Origin of the sequence: Blautia sp. 1033sp1_1033st1_G9_1033SCRN_220408 (genome assembly GCF_040929965.1) — a bacterium.
GTDB lineage: Bacteria > Bacillota > Clostridia > Lachnospirales > Lachnospiraceae > Blautia_A > Blautia_A ammoniilytica.
In genome coordinates this window covers 43144-61217 of the sequence record NZ_JBFKZO010000007.1, presented here as the reverse complement: position 1 = coordinate 61217, position 18074 = coordinate 43144, and the positions used below count along the sequence as shown (strand labels likewise).

The following is an 18074-nucleotide window of genomic DNA, read 5'->3' as shown; positions in this document are numbered from 1 at the left end:
ATAACAAAAACAAAGGAGATGTAAAGATATATGAAACTAGGAATCGTAGGCCTGCCCAATGTAGGCAAAAGTACATTGTTTAATTCCCTGACGAAAGCAGGGGCAGAATCAGCTAACTACCCATTCTGCACCATTGACCCCAATGTGGGAGTTGTAACAGTGCCGGATGAAAGACTGAAGCTTTTAGGAGATTTTTATCATTCCAAGAAGGTAACACCGGCAGTGATCGAATTTGTGGATATAGCAGGCCTTGTAAAGGGAGCATCCAAAGGAGAGGGACTTGGCAACCAGTTCCTGGCCAATATTCGTGAAGTAGATGCCATTGTACATGTGGTACGCTGCTTTGAAGACTCTAATGTGATCCACGTAGATGGAAGTATTGATCCGCTTCGTGATATTGAGACCATCAACCTGGAGCTGATCTTCTCTGATCTGGAGATCCTGGAGCGCAGGATCGCAAAGGTTACAAAGACTGCACGTATGGATAAAGAAGCAGCTAAGGAACTGGATTTCCTTCAGAAGATCAAGAAGCATCTGGAGGACGGCAAGATGGCCATCACTATGGAACTGGACAATGAGGATGAAGAGGGATGGATGGGTACATACAACCTTCTTACATGGAAGCCTGTGATCTATGCTGCTAACGTGGCTGAGGATGATCTGGCAGATGACGGTGAGTCCAATAAATATGTGGCAGAGGTGCGTGAATACGCAAAAGAACAGAACAGTGGAGTATTTGTGATCTGTGCACAGATCGAGGAAGAGATTTCTGAACTGGATGATGATGAGAAGAAAATGTTCCTGGAAGATCTGGGGCTGAAAGAATCAGGACTTGAGAAGCTTGTCCGTGCAAGCTATCATCTTCTTGGTCTGATGAGTTTCCTTACATCCGGAGAGGATGAAACACGTGCATGGACAATTAAGATCGGTACAAAGGCACCTCAGGCAGCAGGAAAGATCCATTCTGATTTTGAAAGAGGATTTATTAAAGCGGAGGTAGTAAATTATCAGGATCTTCTGGACTGTGGATCTTACGCAGGAGCCAGAGAAAAGGGCCTGGTTCGCATGGAAGGAAAGGATTACGTTGTGCAGGATGGAGATGTGATCTTATTCAGGTTCAACGTATAAAACGGTGATATATGGATATGATGATTCGTTTTCCTAATCTTGGGGTGGAACTTGGATATGTGGGCAGATCTGTACGGATATTCGGCTTTGAGATCACCTTCGGAGGGATGCTCCTTGCATTGGGGATGCTTGCAGGACTTGCTTTTATTGTTCTTGAAGCAAAACGCAGAAATGAAAATCAGGATGCTTACGTTGGAATGATGATCACAGCTGTGATCTTTGGCCTGATAGGTGCCCGGCTTTTTTATGTGGGATTTTCCTGGGATCTTTATAAAGACAATATTCTGGAGATCTTTAATATCCGGAATGGAGGAATGGCTTTTTACGGCGGTTTGTTAGGCGGCATGCTGGGGGCTGCTATTTACTGTGGAATACGCAGGCTTTCCTTTATGAAAATGGCAGATACTGCATGTATGGGACTGGTAGTGGCACAGATAATAGGAAGATGGGGAGATTTTTTTAACAGGGAATCCTTTGGGGAATATACCAATTCGGTTCTTGCCATGCAGCTTCCTTTATCTTCAGTACGAAGCAGCCAGGTCAGTGCGGCTATGCGGGAAAATCTTGTGACTGTAAACGGAGTTTCCTTTGTTCAGGTACATCCTGCCTTTTTTTACGAAAGCGCATGGTGCCTGGTGTTGTTCCTTCTTCTCCTTGTGTGGAAGAGGAGAAAAAGCTTCCAGGGGGAGATTTTTCTTAGATATCTTACGGGTTACGGACTGGGGAGATTTCTGCTGGAGTGGATCCGTACAGACAAGCTGGTGATACCAGGGACAGGTATTTCTGTTTCCATGGTGATCTCTGTGATACTGTTTGTATTATGTGGGATCATGGGAATGGTACGCAGGACAATGGCGAAGAAACGTGCAAAAGTAAAAAAACGTAGAAGAGAGGAAGATTATGAAGCAGAAGAAAAAGCTGCCCGGGAAGCAGAAGGACATGATTCCCTGGAAGCGGATGACCTCTTATCTGAGACGCATACGAAAGAGAATCCTGAAGATCCGGATGCAGAAGCTGCAAAAGAAGCTGGACAGACAGATCCGGTGCCGTCAGGATCTGCTGAAGAATCTGGAAATGAGCCGGAAGCTTGACAGGTTCATGAATGCAGCCATGCTGGCTGAAGAAATAGAATGATCATAGAGTGGGTAACTGTTCACAGGAATGTGGAGAGTACCCACTTTTTTTCTGTTGCATGGAAATATTTTACAGGTGGTCCAGCTAAAAAATAAGGATTCCTACTTGCGTTTTTCATCTAAATGGTTTAGAATAAACCCATAAGTGGTAGAAAGTGGAGAATAGTGGAGGCGAATGGGGACAATGTGGCAGACAGTTCCATCCGCATCCCGGAAATACGAAGGGGAGACTCGTATTTCCCGAGAGTAGGTGAGTAAATATGTTCATGGGAGAATACAACCACACAATCGATGCGAAGGGGCGGCTGATTATCCCTTCTAAGTTCAGAGAACTCTTAGGGGAAGAGTTTGTTCTGACCAAGGGACTGGATGGTTGTCTTTCTATATATCCTATGGATGAATGGGAAGCCTTTGAAACAAAACTCAGAGCATTACCACTTACGAACAAGAACGCAAGAACCTTTTCAAGATTCTTTGTGGCAGGAGCCACCACATGTGAGCTGGACAAGCAGGGGAGAATCCTTGTACCACAGACCTTAAGGGAGTTTGCTGGTCTGGATAAAGATGTGGTTCTGACTGGAAATCTTAACAGGATTGAAGTCTGGAGCAAAGAAAAATGGAATGAAAACTGCAATTATGACGACATGGACAGCATTGCAGAAGGCATGCAGGAAATGGGAATCGTTATATAAGGCAGTTCTAAGGACAAATCCAACAGGAGACGGAAATGGAATTCAAACACAAATCTGTATTACTGGAAGAGGCTGTTGACGGTTTAAGGGTAAAGCCTGATGGAACCTATGTGGATGGGACTTTAGGAGGTGCGGGACATGCCTGCAGGGTATGTGAAAAACTTTCTGCCAAGGGGAGATTTATTGGTATAGATCAAGACCAAGATGCAATAATTGCTGCGAGTGAAAGGCTGGGCGCCTACAAACAGGCGACAATCATTCGCAGCAATTATTGTTACATGGGACAGGAACTTTCTGCCCGGGGAATTTACGGGGTAGACGGAATCCTGCTGGATCTTGGAGTATCCTCTTATCAGCTGGACAATGAAGAGCGAGGATTTACCTACAGGGTAGATGCTCCACTGGACATGAGAATGGATCAGAGGCAGAGCCAGACCGCATCAGACATCGTCAACGGTTATGAAGAAAAAGAACTTTACCGTATCATCAGAGACTACGGGGAAGATAAATTTGCAAAGAATATTGCAAAGCATATTGTGGCAGCAAGGGAAAAGAAGCCTATCGCCACAACTGGGGAACTGACGGAGATTATCCGCGGAGCGATTCCCATGAAGATACAGGCAACAGGAGGCCATCCTGCCAAGCGTACTTTCCAGGCGATTCGTATAGAACTGAATAAAGAACTGGATGTATTGAGAGATTCTCTGGATGGTATGATCGATCTTCTGAATGATGGAGGAAGGATCTGCATTATCACCTTCCATTCTCTGGAAGACAGGATCGTTAAGACCATATTCAGAAAGAATGAAAATCCATGTACATGTCCACCGGATTTTCCGGTATGTGTATGTGGAAAAAAATCAAAGGGACAAGTGATCACAAGAAAGCCTATTCTTCCAAGTGAGGAAGAGATGGAAGAGAATCCACGTTCCAAAAGTGCAAAGCTGCGGATTTTTGAGCGAAGCAGAAGTTAGTCAGACAGTAAGTTAGAGGGGAAATAAAATGGCGGCAAACAGACCTACTACAGCAAGAAGAAATATGAATAGCGCCAGAAATCCCAGAGGGGTATATATAGACGGAAGTGCAGCACGCAAGCTTCAGGAAGTGCCAGAGCGGAGATATTATCCTCCGGCACAGTGTCCTGCAAGGCAGCCTGCCAAAGTGGCAGCAAGCCCCCGAACTCAGGAAAGGCAGCGTACACTTAGTAAAGAGGCAAAGAAGAACAGGGCAAAAGCAATGAGCATGAACCGGAAGTTTGTTGTTTTCATTGCGGTTGTATCCACAGCAGTCCTGTTTTGCTGTATCAATTATCTGAGGCTGAAGTCAGATTATACAAGGAAGATCAGTCAGGTAGCATCTCTGGAATCAGAACTGGCTCAGTTGAAAGAGGATAATGATGCTTACTACAGTGAGGTTACTTCCAATGTAGACCTGGATAAGATCAAGAAGATTGCCATCGGACGACTTGGAATGAAAAATCCGTCTGATGATCAGGTGATGACTTATAGTGTTGAGGGGGGAAGCTATGTACGGCAATATCAGGATGTGCCTTAACAGGCGCTTCCTAGTACAGTGAAAATTAAGACAAGTCAATATGGTGGTTACTTAATATTCGCTGTACTGGTATCCAACTGATTAGAAAGCAAGGCAGGTGATCTATTGAGCAGCATGGACAAAAGAAGGAAAAAAAGGCCAGAGAAAAAAATTAATTATGTTATGCGGAAGAAGCTGATATTACTGTTTGCAATAGTGATAGGAGCTTTTTTTGCATTAGCAATGAGAATCACATACATTAATGCAACAAGCGGGAACAAATACAAAAAACAGGTACTAAGCCAGGCACAGCAAAAATATGAAAGCAGGGTGATGCCTGCAAAGCGAGGAGATATCTACGACCGGAACGGGAATATCCTGGCTACCAGTAATAAGGTTTACAATGTGATCCTGGATTGCAAGGCAGTAAATGAAAATGAGGATTATGTGGAACCCACCGTTCGTGCACTGACCAGCGTGCTTGGGATTGAAGAGGGAGAGATCCGTACCCGTCTTACAGCAGAAAGTACCAAGAACAGCCAGTATCAGATCATTAAGAAGCAGATTTCCATGGATGATAAAAAGGCTTTTGAGGACTACAAATCCATTCCTGAGGAAAGTGATCTTTCGAAAGAGCAGATCCAGGAAAAAAATAATGTACAGGGCGTATGGTTTGAAGAGGATTATCTGAGAATTTATCCATATAATGAATCTGCCTGCGATACTATTGGATTTACATTGGAAAGGGATGTGGCAGACAGCGGCATCGAGGGCTACTACAACAGTACCCTGAATGGGGTAGACGGCCGTCAATATGGCTATTTTAATAGCAGCTCCGATGTGGAACAAACCATTATTGAGCCTAGCAATGGCAACAGTTTGGATCTTAGTCTGGACATGGGAGCACAGCAGATCGTGGAAAAATATGTGAATGCTTTCAATGAACGGATGGGAGCAAAGAATGTAGGCGTGATCGTGGAAGATCCTTCCAACGGAGAAATCCTTGCCATGGACGGTGGAGACCGGTATGATCTGAACGAGCCCAGAGATCTTTCCCAGCTTTATACCAAGGACGAGATCAAAGGAATGAATGATGAAGAGACGGTAGAGGCATTAAATGCCATGTGGAGTAATTTCTGCGTAACAGATGCTTATGAGCCCGGTTCTGTTATAAAGCCTATAGTTATGGCTTCAGCACTGGAAAAAGGCAAGATCAGCACTTCGGATACTTTTATATGTGATGGAGGCCAGGCCTTTGGTACAGATACTTTTATTAAGTGTGCGGTATGGCCGAATGCCCACGGTACAGAGACGCTGGCAGATGTTATTGCAAACTCCTGTAATGACGGTATGATGCAGATCGCTGCAGCTATGGGCAGTGAGCAGTTTATCAAAGCACAAAGTGTATTTAATTTTGGATCCAGGACAGGCATTGACCTGCCAAACGAAGGAACAGGTATTATCCATACTACAGATACGATGGGCGAGACTGAACTTGCCTGCTCTGCATTCGGACAAGGATTTACCTGTACCATGCTTCAGGAGATCAATGCTATGTGCTCCGTTGTGAATGGTGGATATTATTATCAGCCTCATCTTGTGACAAAGATCAAGGACAGCAATGGAAGTGTGATAAAAACCGTGAACCCGGTTCTAATGAAACAGACCATTTCCTCTAATATTTCTACAGATATCCGCAGCTATATGCACCAGAGTGTGCTTCGTGGTACCAGTCAGACATCAAGGGTTCAGGGCTACAGTTCCGGTGGTAAGACAGGTACAGCAGAGAAGTTTCCCCGTGGAAATAAGAAGTACCTGGTTTCCTTTATAGGATTCGCCCCTGTGGATGATCCTGCGGTTGTGATCTACGTGGTTGTGGATGAGCCAAACGCAGAGGATCAGGCAACCAGTACCTATGCACAGTATATTGCACAGGGAATTCTTTCCGAGCTTCTTCCTTATCTGAACGTAGCACCGGATGAGACTTCTGATGGAGAAACACCGGTTACAGAACTGTGGGAAGGCTTTCAGGGATATCTTTCAAATAATACAGAAAGTTCTCTGGATGAAAATGGCAATCTTGTGGACGGTAATGGTAATCTGATCGACTGGGATGGCAACCGTATCGATGAAAATGGTTATCTTCTCAATGCAGATGGAAGCTATCAGATTGATGAGAATGGAGAATACATTAAGTCAGATAATCTTGATGGAGCAGGTGATGGCAGTGGTTTGCAGGAAGCTGTATCAGATACAAGCATTCCGGCGCCTCTTGACGGAGATTCTAAGACTGCACAGGACAATGACATGGAAAGCGAAGGACTGACCAACGAAGAGGCTGGTCTGGAATAAGAAAAGTGATAACCCTGCAAGGACAGTTCATATATTAATATGACAGTTCTGGCAGGGTTTTTCTATGTGCGGATATAGTGGTTACAATAGAACAGGGAAAACCCGGAAAGGATATTTGTGAAAAAAAGTCTGACTTTTCACAGGAAAAAAGTGTGGATGATCCTTGCCATCTGCAGTATTCTGTTGCTTGGACTGATGATACGTCTGGTGTGTCTAATGGGCTTTCAGTCAGATCATTATTACAGGAAAGCAGAGGAGCTTCATGAAAGAGAACGGGATATTAAGACAGAAAGGGGAAAGATCCTGGATGCAGCTGGAAAGGTACTGGCAGATAACCGGACAGTGTGTACCATTTCTGTGATCCACAGTCAGATCAAAGAACCGGAAAAGGTGATCCGGGTACTGGCAGAAAAGCTTTCCATGGATCCTGGTCAGGTACGGAAACAAGTGGAAAAGGTTTCTTCTATAGAAAGGATCCGTACAAATGTTGACAAGGAAACAGGGGATCAGATCCGTGAGTGCCAGCTGGAAGGAGTGAAGGTGGATGAGGATTACAAACGGTGGTACCCCTATGGAGATCTGGCTTCCAAAGTACTTGGCTTTACAGGTGGGGACAATCAGGGAATCATCGGGCTGGAAGTAAAATATGAGGATGTATTAAGGGGAGAAAATGGGAAAATTCTGACGGTTACAGATGCCAGGGGAGTGGAACTTACAGATAAAGGAGAAAAAAGAAAGGAACCGGTGGCAGGGCAGGATCTTCGGATCAGTCTGGATGCCAGCATCCAGGAATATGTGCAGCAGGCGGCACAAAAGGTGATGGAGGAAAAAAAGGCGGACAGGGTCTCCATCCTTTTGATGAATCCTCAGAACGGTGAAATCTATGCCTGTGTAAATGTGCCGGAATTTGATTTGAACCAGCCTTTTGAACTGAATACGGAACAGGATGCATCTGACCTTAGCCAGCAGGAAAAGCAGGATCTGTTGAACCAGATGTGGAGAAATCCATGCATGAATGATACTTATGAACCTGGTTCTACCTTTAAGATCATTACAATGGCAGCCGGACTGGAGGAAGGAGTCGTTACAGAAGAAGATTCCTTTTATTGCCCGGGATATAAGCTGGTAGATGACCGAAGGATCCACTGTGCCAACCGTAGAGGACATGGCTCACAGAATTTTGTTCAGGGAGCAGAAAATTCCTGCAACCCAGTTTTTATTGAAGTAGGCCTGCGGCTGGGAGTGGATAATTATTACAAATATTTCAAACAGTTTGGACTTTTGAAAAAAACAGGGATCGATCTGCCTGGTGAAGCAGGAACCATCATGCATCAGAAAAATAAAATGGGAAATGTGGAACTGGCTACAGTGTCCTTTGGACAGTCTTTTCAGATCACGCCCATTCAGCTGGCAGCAACGGTAAGTGGGATCATCAACGGTGGGAAAAGAGTGACTCCTCATTTTGCAGTGGCAGTACAAAGTCCGGATGGGAGAAATATCAAAGAGCTTTCTTATCCAGTGGAGCAGGGGATCCTGTCAGAGGAAACCTCCAAGCGGGTGCGGAACATTCTGGAAAAGGTGGTATCAGAAGGCTCCGGAAAAAATGCAAAGATTGAGGGCTATTCTATTGGAGGGAAAACAGCTACTTCACAGACTCTTCCAAGAAGTGCTAACCGATATATTTCTTCTTTTCTTGGCTTTGCACCAGCAGAAGAGCCTATTGTTCTGGGACTTTGCATTATTCACAATCCCCAGGGAATGTATTACGGAGGCACCATAGCCGCACCTGTGATCCGACGGATTTTTGAGAATGTTCTGCCCTATCTGGGTATAGAATGCAGCTACAGTCTTGATAAATAGGTGAAAAAGCCGTATACTATAAGTTGCTTTAAAAAAGACGAAAGAAATAAGAGGTGTGAAATGGATTTTCAAGTTGTGATTCCCGTGCTGATTTCTTTTGGAATCAGTGCAATATTAGGCCCTGTTGTGATCCCTTTTCTTAAAAAGCTGAAAATGGGTCAGACAGAAAGAGTAGAAGGCGTACAGTCCCATCTGAAGAAAGCAGGGACACCTACCATGGGAGGCGTGATGTTTCTTGTATCCACAGTGATCACGGCTCTGTTTTATGTAAAGGATTATCCCAAGATCATTCCTGTGCTGTTTCTTACATTAGGCTTTGGACTGATTGGATTTCTGGACGATTATCTGAAGGTTGTGCTCCGCAGGTCAGATGGACTTCTGGCATGGCAGAAGCTGCTTTTGCAGGTAGTTGTTACAGGGATATTTACATTCTATATTTTAAATTATACAGATATTTCACTGACTATGCGGATTCCGTTCTGGAGCGGACATTACCTGGACTTAGGCTGGCTGGCAGTGCCTCTTCTGTTCTTTGCAGTGATCGGTACTGTAAACGGGGTGAATTTTACAGACGGTGTTGACGGTCTGGCTTCCAGCGTTACACTGATCGTTGCAGTGTTTTTTACCGTTGTTTCCATTGGGCTGAAGTCCGGGATCGAGCCCTTTACCTGTGCGGTAGTGGGCGGCCTGATGGGATTTCTGCTTTACAATGTGTATCCTGCGAAGGTGTTTATGGGAGATACAGGTTCCCTTGCACTGGGCGGATTTGTGGCAGGCTGTGCTTACATGATGCAGATGCCTTTGTTTATTCTGATTGTAGGCCTGATCTATCTGGTAGAGGTTCTTTCAGTTATGATCCAGGTTACTTATTTTAAGGCAACTCACGGGAAGAGAATCTTCAGGATGACCCCGATCCACCATCATTTTGAACTTGGCGGATGGTCTGAAACCAGAGTTGTAGCAGTTTTTTCAATTATTACGGCAATTATGTGCCTGATCGGACTGCTGGCGCTTTAAGGAGGAGAAAGTCGTGGATTTAAAAGGAAAAAAAGTTCTTGTTTTCGGTACAGGAAAAAGCGGGATAGGAGCTGCGCAGCTTCTTGTAAAAGCAGGTGCTCTCCCAGTTATTTTTGATGGAAAAGCAGATATTGACAAAGAAGAGATCATACATAAAGTCGGAGCAGATACACCGGTGCAGGTGTATGCAGGAGAACTGCCTGGTGAAGTACAAAAGAGTCTGGATCTGGCTGTACTTAGTCCTGGGGTTCCTACTGACCTTCCCCTTGTAAAAAGCTTTTATGCACAGGGGCTGCCGGTATGGGGCGAGGTAGAACTGGCGTACCAGACAGGAAAAGGGCAGGTTCTTGCGATTACTGGCACTAATGGCAAAACCACTACCACTGCACTTCTGGGCAAGATTATGGCAGATGCCCGTCCTTCTGTTTTTGTTGTTGGAAATATTGGTACACCTTATACATTAAAAGCGCCAATGATGAAGGAAGATAGCATTACTGTAGCTGAGATCAGCAGCTTCCAGCTGGAGACGATCCAGGATTTTGCCCCTCATGTAAGTGCGATTCTGAATATTACTGAGGATCATCTGAACCGTCATCACACTATGGAAGAATATATCCGGGTGAAGGAGCTGATCACTAAGAATCAGGGACCAAAGGATGTATGCGTACTGAATTATGAGGATCCGGTCCTTCGTAAGTTTGGCGAAAACATTGTACCGGAGGTGGTTTATTTCTCCAGTGTGAGAAAGCTTTCAAAGGGTATCTACCTGGATGGGGATATGATCACACTTCGTACAGACAAAGAAGAGATCCAGGTTGTAAAAACAGGAGACCTGAAGCTTTTGGGACAACATAATTTTGAAAATGTGATGGCAGCAGTTGCTATGGCATGGTATGACGGCGTAGATATTGACAGTATCCGTAAGAGTGTGTGTGAGTTTACTGCAGTTCCTCACAGGATTGAATATGTGACTGAGAAAAACGGTGTTGCATATTATAATGATTCCAAGGGAACTAATCCGGACGCTGCCATTCGTGGGATCAGGGCGATGAACCGTCCAACATTGCTGATCGGCGGCGGCTATGATAAAGGTTCTACGTATGATGAATGGATCCAGGCGTTTGATGGTAAAGTGAAGTACCTGGTACTGATCGGACAGACAAAGGAGAAGATCAAAGAGGCTGCAAACAAGAATGGTTTCCATCAGATCATCCTGTGTGAAGACCTGAAGGAAGCGGTTCAGGTATGTGCACAAAAGGCAGAGCCAGGTGATGCAGTGCTTCTTTCACCTGCCTGTGCAAGCTGGGGGCAGTTTGATAATTATGAGCAGAGAGGTGACATATTTAAGGAGCTTGTTTCATATCTTTAAATAAAAGAATGATCCAGGAGATTTTATGGCATCCGGAAAGAAACAGGGCTATTTAGAAGCAGACGGGATTTTACTTACGTTGGTGCTGATCCTTGCGGTCTTTGGATTGACCATGCTTTTCTCAACCAGTGAATATAATGGCAGAGTACGTTTCGGCGACTCTGCCTATTATTTTAAGAAACAGTTATTTGCTATGTTCCTGGGGCTTCTGACTATGTTTCTGGTTGCAGGAATGGACTATCACTTTTTTGTCCGCCTGGCACCGGCAGCCTATGGAGCCTCCTTAGGTCTGTCAGCTGCAGTGTTGGTGGTGGGACAAGAGATCAATGGTTCCAGGCGGTGGCTGAATCTGGGACCATTGTCTTTTCAGCCTTCAGAGTTTGCAAAAGTGGCAGTGATCCTTTTTTTGGTTTGGCAGATCCAGCAAACCAAAAGCAGCACTTCTGGTTTGTGGTTTATGGGACGGACCCTTGTATCACTTCTTCCGGTGATAGGACTTGTGGGCTCCAATAATCTGAGCACAGCCATTATTATCCTTGGAATCGGAGTGGCGCTGATTTTTGCGTCAAACTCCAGATATGCCTGCTTTCTTGGTATAGGTGCTGCAGGCGTGGCAGTTGCCGTGTTGTTTCTGGCAGCAGAAAGCTATCGGCTGGAACGTCTGGCTATCTGGCGGGATCCGGAAAAATACGAAAAAGGTTTTCAGACTATTCAGGGGCTGTATGCTATTGGAAGCGGAGGACTGTTTGGCAGAGGGCTGGGAAGCAGTATACAAAAACTGGGATTTGTGCCGGAAGCCCAGAATGATATGATTTTTTCTATTATTTGCGAAGAACTGGGGCTTACCGGGGCATTGATATTGATTTTGATTTTCGGATTGCTGATCTGGAGACTATGTGTGATCGCCACTCGGTGTACGGATCTGGCAGGAACTTTGATCTGCACCGGGATTATGGCCCATATGGCTATTCAGGTGATCCTGAATATTGCTGTAGTAACAAATACCATTCCAAACACAGGCATTACACTGCCCTTTGTCAGCTATGGAGGAACCTCTGTGGTTTTTCTGATGGGAGAAATGGGGCTGGCTCTTAGCGTAAGCAGTCACAAACAGCAGTTCTTTACATATACTAAAGGGTAAGAGGCTCTTTAGGAGTGAAAAGTTTGGATGACTACATCTGTATCGTGGGTGGTAAGCCATTAAAAGGAACCATTTCTGTACAGGGATCAAAGAATGCGGCGCTTCCCATGATGGCAGCGTCCCTGCTGCACAGAGGCGTAAGTGTTCTTAAGACATGTCCCAGGATCGCAGATGTTTTTTGTATGGAGAAGATCCTTCAGGCATTGGGAGCAGCTACCTGGTGGGAGGATCATGATCTATATATGGACTGCACAAATGCAGACAAAGAAGAAATACCGGAAATGTATACAGGACGTATGCGGTCATCAGTTATTCTGCTTGGAGCCATGCTTGCCAGGAATGGTAAAGGAAAGCTTGGGTATCCGGGAGGCTGCGTAATTGGCAGCAGGCCTATAGACCTGCATTTTTATGCACTAAGACAGCTTGGGGCTGTGATCCAAAAAGATCAGGTGATCCAGGGAACTGCTCCGTCAGGCCTTTGGGGAAATCAGATATTGTTCCCAAAAAGAAGTGTGGGTGCTACACAACAGGCTATTCTGGCTGCTGTGCTTGCAAAGGGAAATACAATTATAAAAAATTCTGCCAGGGAACCGGAAATTCTTTGGCTTTGCAGATATTTAAAAACAATGGGAGCGCAGATCACAGGAGAGGGAACAGACTGTATTTTTATAGAGGGAAGGGATGAATTAGGAGCCGGATGTATGAAGATTCCTCCGGACCGGATCGTTGCAGGAACTTATATTTGTGCCGCAGCAGCCACAAGAAGTGAGATCACACTGGAAAATGTACCGGAAGGTGAGCTGGATGCCTTTCTGGATGTATATTGCAAAATGGGTGGACAATATAAAGGGAAGAGTGGTAAACTAATAGTCAATGGACAGAACATCCACTGTCCGGTAAAGCTTCTTAAGACAGATGTTTATCCTGGATTTCCTACAGACCTGCAATCACAGGTTATGTCAGTTCTGACTACAGTGACCGGGAAAAGCCTGATCCGGGAACAGATTTTTGAGGATCGTTATAAGGCTGCAGGAGAACTGGTGAAGATGGGAGCACATATAAACATCTGCGGCAGGGAAGCTTATATAGAAGGTGGATATCCATTATATGGCAGGCAGGTAACTGCCAGGGAGCTTCGGGGCGGTGCCGCTTTGGTGATTGCTGCCTTGTGTGCCAAAGGTACTACAAAGATCAGTGGATATTCATTCATCAGCAGAGGCTATGAGCATATCTGTCAGGATCTTGCTGGCGCAGGTGCCAGGATCAGCCTGGGCAGAGCTACAGACAGCCAAGGCATTCTTGAATATTAAAGGATGGATTATGGGAACTGGAGATAACGGAGAAACGTTTGTGTTTGATAAAAAAACAAAAAAAATAATCTGGGGAACCCTGGCGGCAGTGCTGCTGACAGGCATTATCTTTTTCTTTTCCTTTTTCCGGGTCAGGACCATTGAAGTTATGGGCAGTACTCATTATACCCAGGATCAGGTAAAGGAGATGGCTCTGCAGGGTTCCTTCATGAGCAATACGGTGCTGGCTTCTTTTTTTCATAAAAATGAGCAGGTCAGCGATATGCCTTTTGTAGAAGGATACAGTGTTTCTATGACTGGCAGGGATACCATCTGTATCAGTGTAAAAGAAAAGAAAGTAGTAGGCTGCATCCCTTATCTGGATAATTATATTTACTTTGACAGAAACGGAGTCTTTGTTGAAGGCCTGAAGACCAGAGATGAGAAGGTACCTTTTTTTGATGGGATCCAGGTAGATAAGGTAGTTTTGAATGAAAAGCTTCCACTGAAAGGGAAAACAATTCTGAATACTGCTGTAGCACTTGCAACTATTTTTCAGAAGAATGACACAGTGCCGGATCACATCCAGATTGATGATAAGTCCAGGATCAGTCTGATTTATGGGGATGTTACCGTCATACTTGGGGAGGACAGGCTGCTAGAGGACAAGATGACAAGGGCGATTGCCATCCTGCCAAAGCTTTCCGGACAAAAAGGGATCCTTCATATGGAGAATATTACCGAGACTGAAAAGAATTGTACCTTCGAAGCAGAGGTAGAACCGGTAACTGCTGAGAACTGGACCGGCGGTTATAATGAAAATGGAGAATATACCGGTGATGGGGAATATGACGAAAATGGCAAGTATGTAGGGGCAAAGCCCAAAAGTGAACTGGATTATGCCCTTGAAAACTGGCATGGCGGATATGACGGAGAGGGAGATTATACTGGCGAGGGCGAGTATGATGCCAACTGGAATTATGTGGGGTCTAAGCCTACCGAAGAAAGTATAGCAGCCAATGGAGACTGGCATGGTGGGTATCTGGAAGACGGAAGTTATACAGGAACTGGTGAATATGACCATGACGGCAACTATGTAGGTTCTAATCCCAATGCAGGGAATGACGAATATTCGTGAAAAAAGTATAAAAAAACAAAATTAGTAGTTGATTAATTCAAAAAAAAAATATATGATATATCTATATGTAGCTTGATACAAATAAACTTGACTTGAATATCAGGTATAGAAATAAAGGAGGAAGTACATTGTTAGAGATTATGTCAAATGAGGCAGAGTCATCTGCGAAGATTATTGTAATCGGCGTAGGTGGAGCTGGTAATAATGCAGTGAACAGAATGGTGGAAGAAGCCATTGGCGGGGTAGAGTTTGTAGGTGTGAATACCGATAAACAGGCTTTAACTCTGTGCAAAGCTCCAACTGTACTTCAGATTGGCGAGAAGATTACCAAAGGTCTTGGTGCAGGTGCACAGCCAGAGGTTGGACAGAAGGCAGCAGAGGAAAGTATAGAAGAAGTGAAGCAGATCATGGAAGGAGCAGATATGGTTTTCGTTACCTGCGGTATGGGTGGCGGTACCGGTACAGGAGCTGCTCCGGTTATTGCAGCAGCAGCAAAGGAGATGGGTATCCTTACCGTTGGTGTTGTTACAAAGCCTTTCCGCTTTGAAGCAAAGACCCGTATGAACAATGCACTTGCAGGTATTGAGAATCTGAAGAAAGCAGTGGATACACTGATCGTGATCCCGAATGATAAATTACTGGAGATCGTTGACCGTCGGACTACTATGCCGGAGGCACTGCGTAAAGCTGATGAAGTACTTCAGCAGGCAGTTCAGGGTATTACAGACCTGATCAATCTGCCGGCACTGATCAATCTTGACTTTGCAGATGTACAGACCGTTATGACAGATAAGGGTATTGCACACATCGGTATTGGTGAGGCCAGAGGCGATGATAAGGCTATGGAGGCTGTACAGCAGGCTGTTTCTTCTCCTCTGCTTGAGACTACCATTAAAGGTGCTACACACGTTATCATTAATATTTCCGGTGATATTTCCCTTATGGATGCCAATGATGCAGCTAGCTATGTACAGGAGCTTACAGGAGAGGATGCAAATATCATCTTTGGTGCAATGTATGATGATTCAGTTGCTGATTATGCAAGAATCACTGTTATTGCTACAGGCCTTAGTGATGCAGCACAGAATACCAGTCCTTTTGGTAACAGAAGCAGTAATGCATCTTTTAATGCAAAAAGACCGGCAGCACAGACAAGCACAACATCTTCTTTTAAGATGCCAAGCTTTAGTATGCCTACTATGAATGCTACACCATTTACTGCGAAGACACCTTCCAGTACAGTGCAGAAGAAGGATATCCAGATTCCGGATTTCCTTAAGAACCGTTAATCAATTTTTTGTGAAATATCAGGGCTGCGACACAGCAGGAAATTACTCTCTGCTGTGCTGCAGCCTTTTTACTTTACATCTTAACATTTACAGGCAAAGGTTCCGCATTTGGTTTCATGGCAGCACTGTGCCCTGGAACCATCTACATCAATGGCTGCTGCTGTACATTTGCAATTGTCGTTGTATGCGCAGTTGTGGGCTTTACATTCAATCTGGATCTTTTCGCAGCCACGGTGGCATTCCATACCATTTGTTGCTGCATCAGATTTTTCCTGAAAGCTTCCACAGCAGGTTTCATCTGCAATGCGGGCGCTTTCGCCCATAACATTGATCTCACCTCTGGAACACTGATGGGCATCATTATAAACACAGTTGGCAGCTGAACATTTCAAAATAGTCATGATCATTCCTCCTTTTATTAGATGCAGGGCATCTTTGTATATACAATGATAGTGTCTGCGTTTTGCTATGTAATATGTATGGGAAATTATGGTAAAATTATTGCAAAGCCATCTATGCTGCGCTATAATATGAGCATGAAAAAGGGGAGCTGGTGAAAACCGGCTGAGAGGAAACGTGATTCCGTTTTGACCCGTAACCTGATTTGGATAATGCCAACGTAGGGAAGAGGATGAGTAGTCTCTGCTTTTAGTATGGCAGAGGCTTTTTTTATGGAGGAAAAGAGATTGAAAAATTATACCACACAGATGGACGCGGCAAGGAAAGGCATTGTCACAAAAGAAATGGAGATTGTGGCAAAAAAGGAACATATGACAACAGATGCATTAAGAAAGCTGGTTGGGGAAGGCAAGGTTGCGATCTGTGCAAATAAGAATCACAAATGTCTTGATCCGGAAGGCGTGGGAAGCATGCTCCGCACAAAGATCAATGTCAATCTGGGAGTGTCCCGCGACTGTAAAGACTATGATATTGAGATGGAAAAGGTAATGAGTGCTGTAAAGCTGGGGGCAGAGGCAATTATGGATCTGTCAAGCCATGGTAATACTCAGCCATTCCGTCAGAAACTGACTCAGGAATGTCCTGTTATGATCGGAACTGTTCCTGTATATGACAGCGTGATCCATTACCAAAGGGATCTGGCGACTTTGACAGCCAAGGATTTTATTGATGTGGTAAGGCTTCATGCCCAGGACGGTGTGGATTTTGTAACGCTGCACTGCGGGATTACCAGGAAAACTATTGAGCAGATACGGAATCACAAAAGAAAAATGAATATTGTAAGCCGTGGCGGAAGCTTGGTTTTTGCATGGATGAGCATGACAGGAGAAGAGAATCCATTTTATGAGTATTTTGATGAAATTCTTGATATCTGTGAGGAATATGATGTTACCATTTCCCTTGGGGATGCCTGTCGTCCAGGATGTCTGGCAGATGCAACCGACGTATGTCAGATCGAGGAACTTGTCCGCCTTGGAGAATTGACCAAGCGTGCATGGGCGCATAATGTACAGGTTATGGTGGAAGGACCTGGACATGTACCGCTGGATCAGGTGGCAGCCAATATGAAAGTACAGCAGACCATTTGTATGGGCGCTCCTTTTTATGTACTTGGACCTCTTGTAACAGATATTGCACCTGGATATGACCATATTACTGCAGCTATCGGCGGAGCAGTGGCAGCTATGAGCGGAGCTGCTTTCCTTTGCTACGTAACGCCTGCAGAGCATCTGGCTCTTCCTAACGTGGATGATGTTAAGCAGGGGATCATTGCTTCCAAGATTGCAGCCCATGCAGCTGATATTGCCAAGGGTATTCCGGGAGCAAGAGATATTGATGACCGTATGGCAGATGCACGGCAGAAACTTGATTGGGAAGCTCAGTATGCATGTGCCCTTGATCCTGAGACTGCAAGGCAGATCCGTGACAGTCGTAAGCCGGAAGATGACCACAGTGATACCTGCAGTATGTGCGGTAAATTCTGTGCAGTCCGCAGCATGAATAAGGCCCTGGCAGGGGAGTATATTGATATATTATAAAATAATTATTAAAAAGTCCTTGACTTCTAAGGGAAAACATGGTATTCTGTCTGAGTACGTGAGAAAACAAAGCAGAGTTACACTCTCACCTTAGCGCAGTCAGGCGACTTGGGTTAATATTGCACAGCTTATATTT

15 protein-coding genes and 1 riboswitch are annotated in these 18074 nt (G+C 44.8%); of the genes, 14 read left to right on the top strand and 1 reads right to left on the bottom strand.

The genetic code is table 11. The features are described from left to right. The first annotated feature begins 30 nt into the window (after positions 1-30). The 13 genes from ychF (at position 31) to ftsZ (ending at position 15941) form a co-directional block, all read left to right on the top strand. Positions 31-1128, top strand: a complete 1098-nt coding sequence (ychF, locus tag AB5916_RS07305; protein ID WP_158421842.1) for a redox-regulated ATPase YchF — start codon at positions 31-33, stop codon at positions 1126-1128. A gap of 17 nt (positions 1129-1145) precedes the next feature. Beyond that, positions 1146-2219 (top strand): prolipoprotein diacylglyceryl transferase, encoded by a 1074-nt coding sequence (gene lgt, locus AB5916_RS07300; RefSeq protein ID WP_244092952.1) that lies wholly within the window; start codon positions 1146-1148, stop codon positions 2217-2219. A gap of 302 nt (positions 2220-2521) precedes the next feature. Further along, positions 2522-2953: a division/cell wall cluster transcriptional repressor MraZ gene (gene mraZ, locus AB5916_RS07295; RefSeq protein ID WP_158421844.1), complete on the top strand. Its 432-nt coding sequence runs from the start codon at positions 2522-2524 to the stop codon at positions 2951-2953. A 35-nt stretch (positions 2954-2988) separates the two neighbouring features. After that, positions 2989-3927, top strand: a complete 939-nt coding sequence (gene rsmH, locus AB5916_RS07290) for a 16S rRNA (cytosine(1402)-N(4))-methyltransferase RsmH (protein ID WP_158421845.1) — start codon at positions 2989-2991, stop codon at positions 3925-3927. Positions 3928-3955: 28 nt separating this feature from the next. Next, positions 3956-4507 (top strand): septum formation initiator family protein, encoded by a 552-nt coding sequence (locus AB5916_RS07285; protein WP_368190001.1) that lies wholly within the window; start codon positions 3956-3958, stop codon positions 4505-4507. A 162-nt stretch (positions 4508-4669) separates the two neighbouring features. Next, positions 4670-6838, top strand: coding sequence for a peptidoglycan D,D-transpeptidase FtsI family protein (locus AB5916_RS07280; protein ID WP_368189999.1), 2169 nt, complete (start codon positions 4670-4672; stop codon positions 6836-6838). Between the two features lie 117 nt (positions 6839-6955). Next, entirely contained in the window at positions 6956-8698 is a 1743-nt protein-coding gene (locus AB5916_RS07275; protein ID WP_368189997.1) for a peptidoglycan D,D-transpeptidase FtsI family protein, read from the top strand. A 60-nt stretch (positions 8699-8758) separates the two neighbouring features. Further along, the gene (mraY, locus tag AB5916_RS07270) at positions 8759-9715 is read left to right on the top strand and encodes a phospho-N-acetylmuramoyl-pentapeptide-transferase (RefSeq protein ID WP_368189995.1); all 957 of its coding nucleotides are present in this window, start codon (positions 8759-8761) and stop codon (positions 9713-9715) included. Positions 9716-9728: 13 nt separating this feature from the next. Further along, positions 9729-11084 (top strand): UDP-N-acetylmuramoyl-L-alanine--D-glutamate ligase, encoded by a 1356-nt coding sequence (gene murD / locus AB5916_RS07265; protein WP_368189993.1) that lies wholly within the window; start codon positions 9729-9731, stop codon positions 11082-11084. Between the two features lie 25 nt (positions 11085-11109). Beyond that, on the top strand, positions 11110-12225 hold the full coding sequence (locus AB5916_RS07260; RefSeq protein WP_368189992.1) for an FtsW/RodA/SpoVE family cell cycle protein: 1116 nt from the start codon (positions 11110-11112) through the stop codon (positions 12223-12225). Positions 12226-12239: 14 nt separating this feature from the next. After that, the gene (gene murA / locus AB5916_RS07255) at positions 12240-13535 is read left to right on the top strand and encodes a UDP-N-acetylglucosamine 1-carboxyvinyltransferase (RefSeq protein WP_368189991.1); all 1296 of its coding nucleotides are present in this window, start codon (positions 12240-12242) and stop codon (positions 13533-13535) included. 40 nt (positions 13536-13575) lie between these two features. Further along, entirely contained in the window at positions 13576-14652 is a 1077-nt protein-coding gene (locus AB5916_RS07250) for a cell division protein FtsQ/DivIB (protein ID WP_368189989.1), read from the top strand. A 140-nt stretch (positions 14653-14792) separates the two neighbouring features. Beyond that, positions 14793-15941: a cell division protein FtsZ gene (gene ftsZ, locus AB5916_RS07245; RefSeq protein WP_158421880.1), complete on the top strand. Its 1149-nt coding sequence runs from the start codon at positions 14793-14795 to the stop codon at positions 15939-15941. Between the two features lie 80 nt (positions 15942-16021). Here ftsZ and AB5916_RS07240 read toward each other — a convergent pair whose 3' ends face one another. Further along, positions 16022-16342 (bottom strand): DUF1540 domain-containing protein, encoded by a 321-nt coding sequence (locus tag AB5916_RS07240; RefSeq protein ID WP_368189988.1) that lies wholly within the window; start codon positions 16340-16342, stop codon positions 16022-16024. Between the two features lie 132 nt (positions 16343-16474). Beyond that, positions 16475-16584, top strand: a riboswitch (TPP riboswitch). Positions 16585-16627: 43 nt separating this feature from the next. On the opposite strand from AB5916_RS07240, the gene thiC reads away from it, so the two are divergent. Further along, a complete protein-coding gene (gene thiC / locus AB5916_RS07235) occupies positions 16628-17938 on the top strand; it encodes a phosphomethylpyrimidine synthase ThiC (protein ID WP_368190101.1) in 1311 nt (436 codons plus the stop codon). Positions 17939-18074: the final 136 nt, after the last annotated feature.

Coding starts and splice junctions, on each gene's coding strand:
- ychF (WP_158421842.1), top strand. CDS start 31: ATGAAACTAGGAATCGTAGGCCTGCCCAATGTAGGCAAAAGTACATTG.
- lgt (WP_244092952.1), top strand. CDS start 1,146: ATGATGATTCGTTTTCCTAATCTTGGGGTGGAACTTGGATATGTGGGC.
- mraZ (WP_158421844.1), top strand. CDS start 2,522: ATGTTCATGGGAGAATACAACCACACAATCGATGCGAAGGGGCGGCTG.
- rsmH (WP_158421845.1), top strand. CDS start 2,989: ATGGAATTCAAACACAAATCTGTATTACTGGAAGAGGCTGTTGACGGT.
- AB5916_RS07285 (WP_368190001.1), top strand. CDS start 3,956: ATGGCGGCAAACAGACCTACTACAGCAAGAAGAAATATGAATAGCGCC.
- AB5916_RS07280 (WP_368189999.1), top strand. CDS start 4,670: ATGCGGAAGAAGCTGATATTACTGTTTGCAATAGTGATAGGAGCTTTT.
- mraY (WP_368189995.1), top strand. CDS start 8,759: ATGGATTTTCAAGTTGTGATTCCCGTGCTGATTTCTTTTGGAATCAGT.
- AB5916_RS07260 (WP_368189992.1), top strand. CDS start 11,110: ATGGCATCCGGAAAGAAACAGGGCTATTTAGAAGCAGACGGGATTTTA.
- ftsZ (WP_158421880.1), top strand. CDS start 14,793: ATGTCAAATGAGGCAGAGTCATCTGCGAAGATTATTGTAATCGGCGTA.
- AB5916_RS07240 (WP_368189988.1), bottom strand. CDS start 16,342: ATGACTATTTTGAAATGTTCAGCTGCCAACTGTGTTTATAATGATGCC.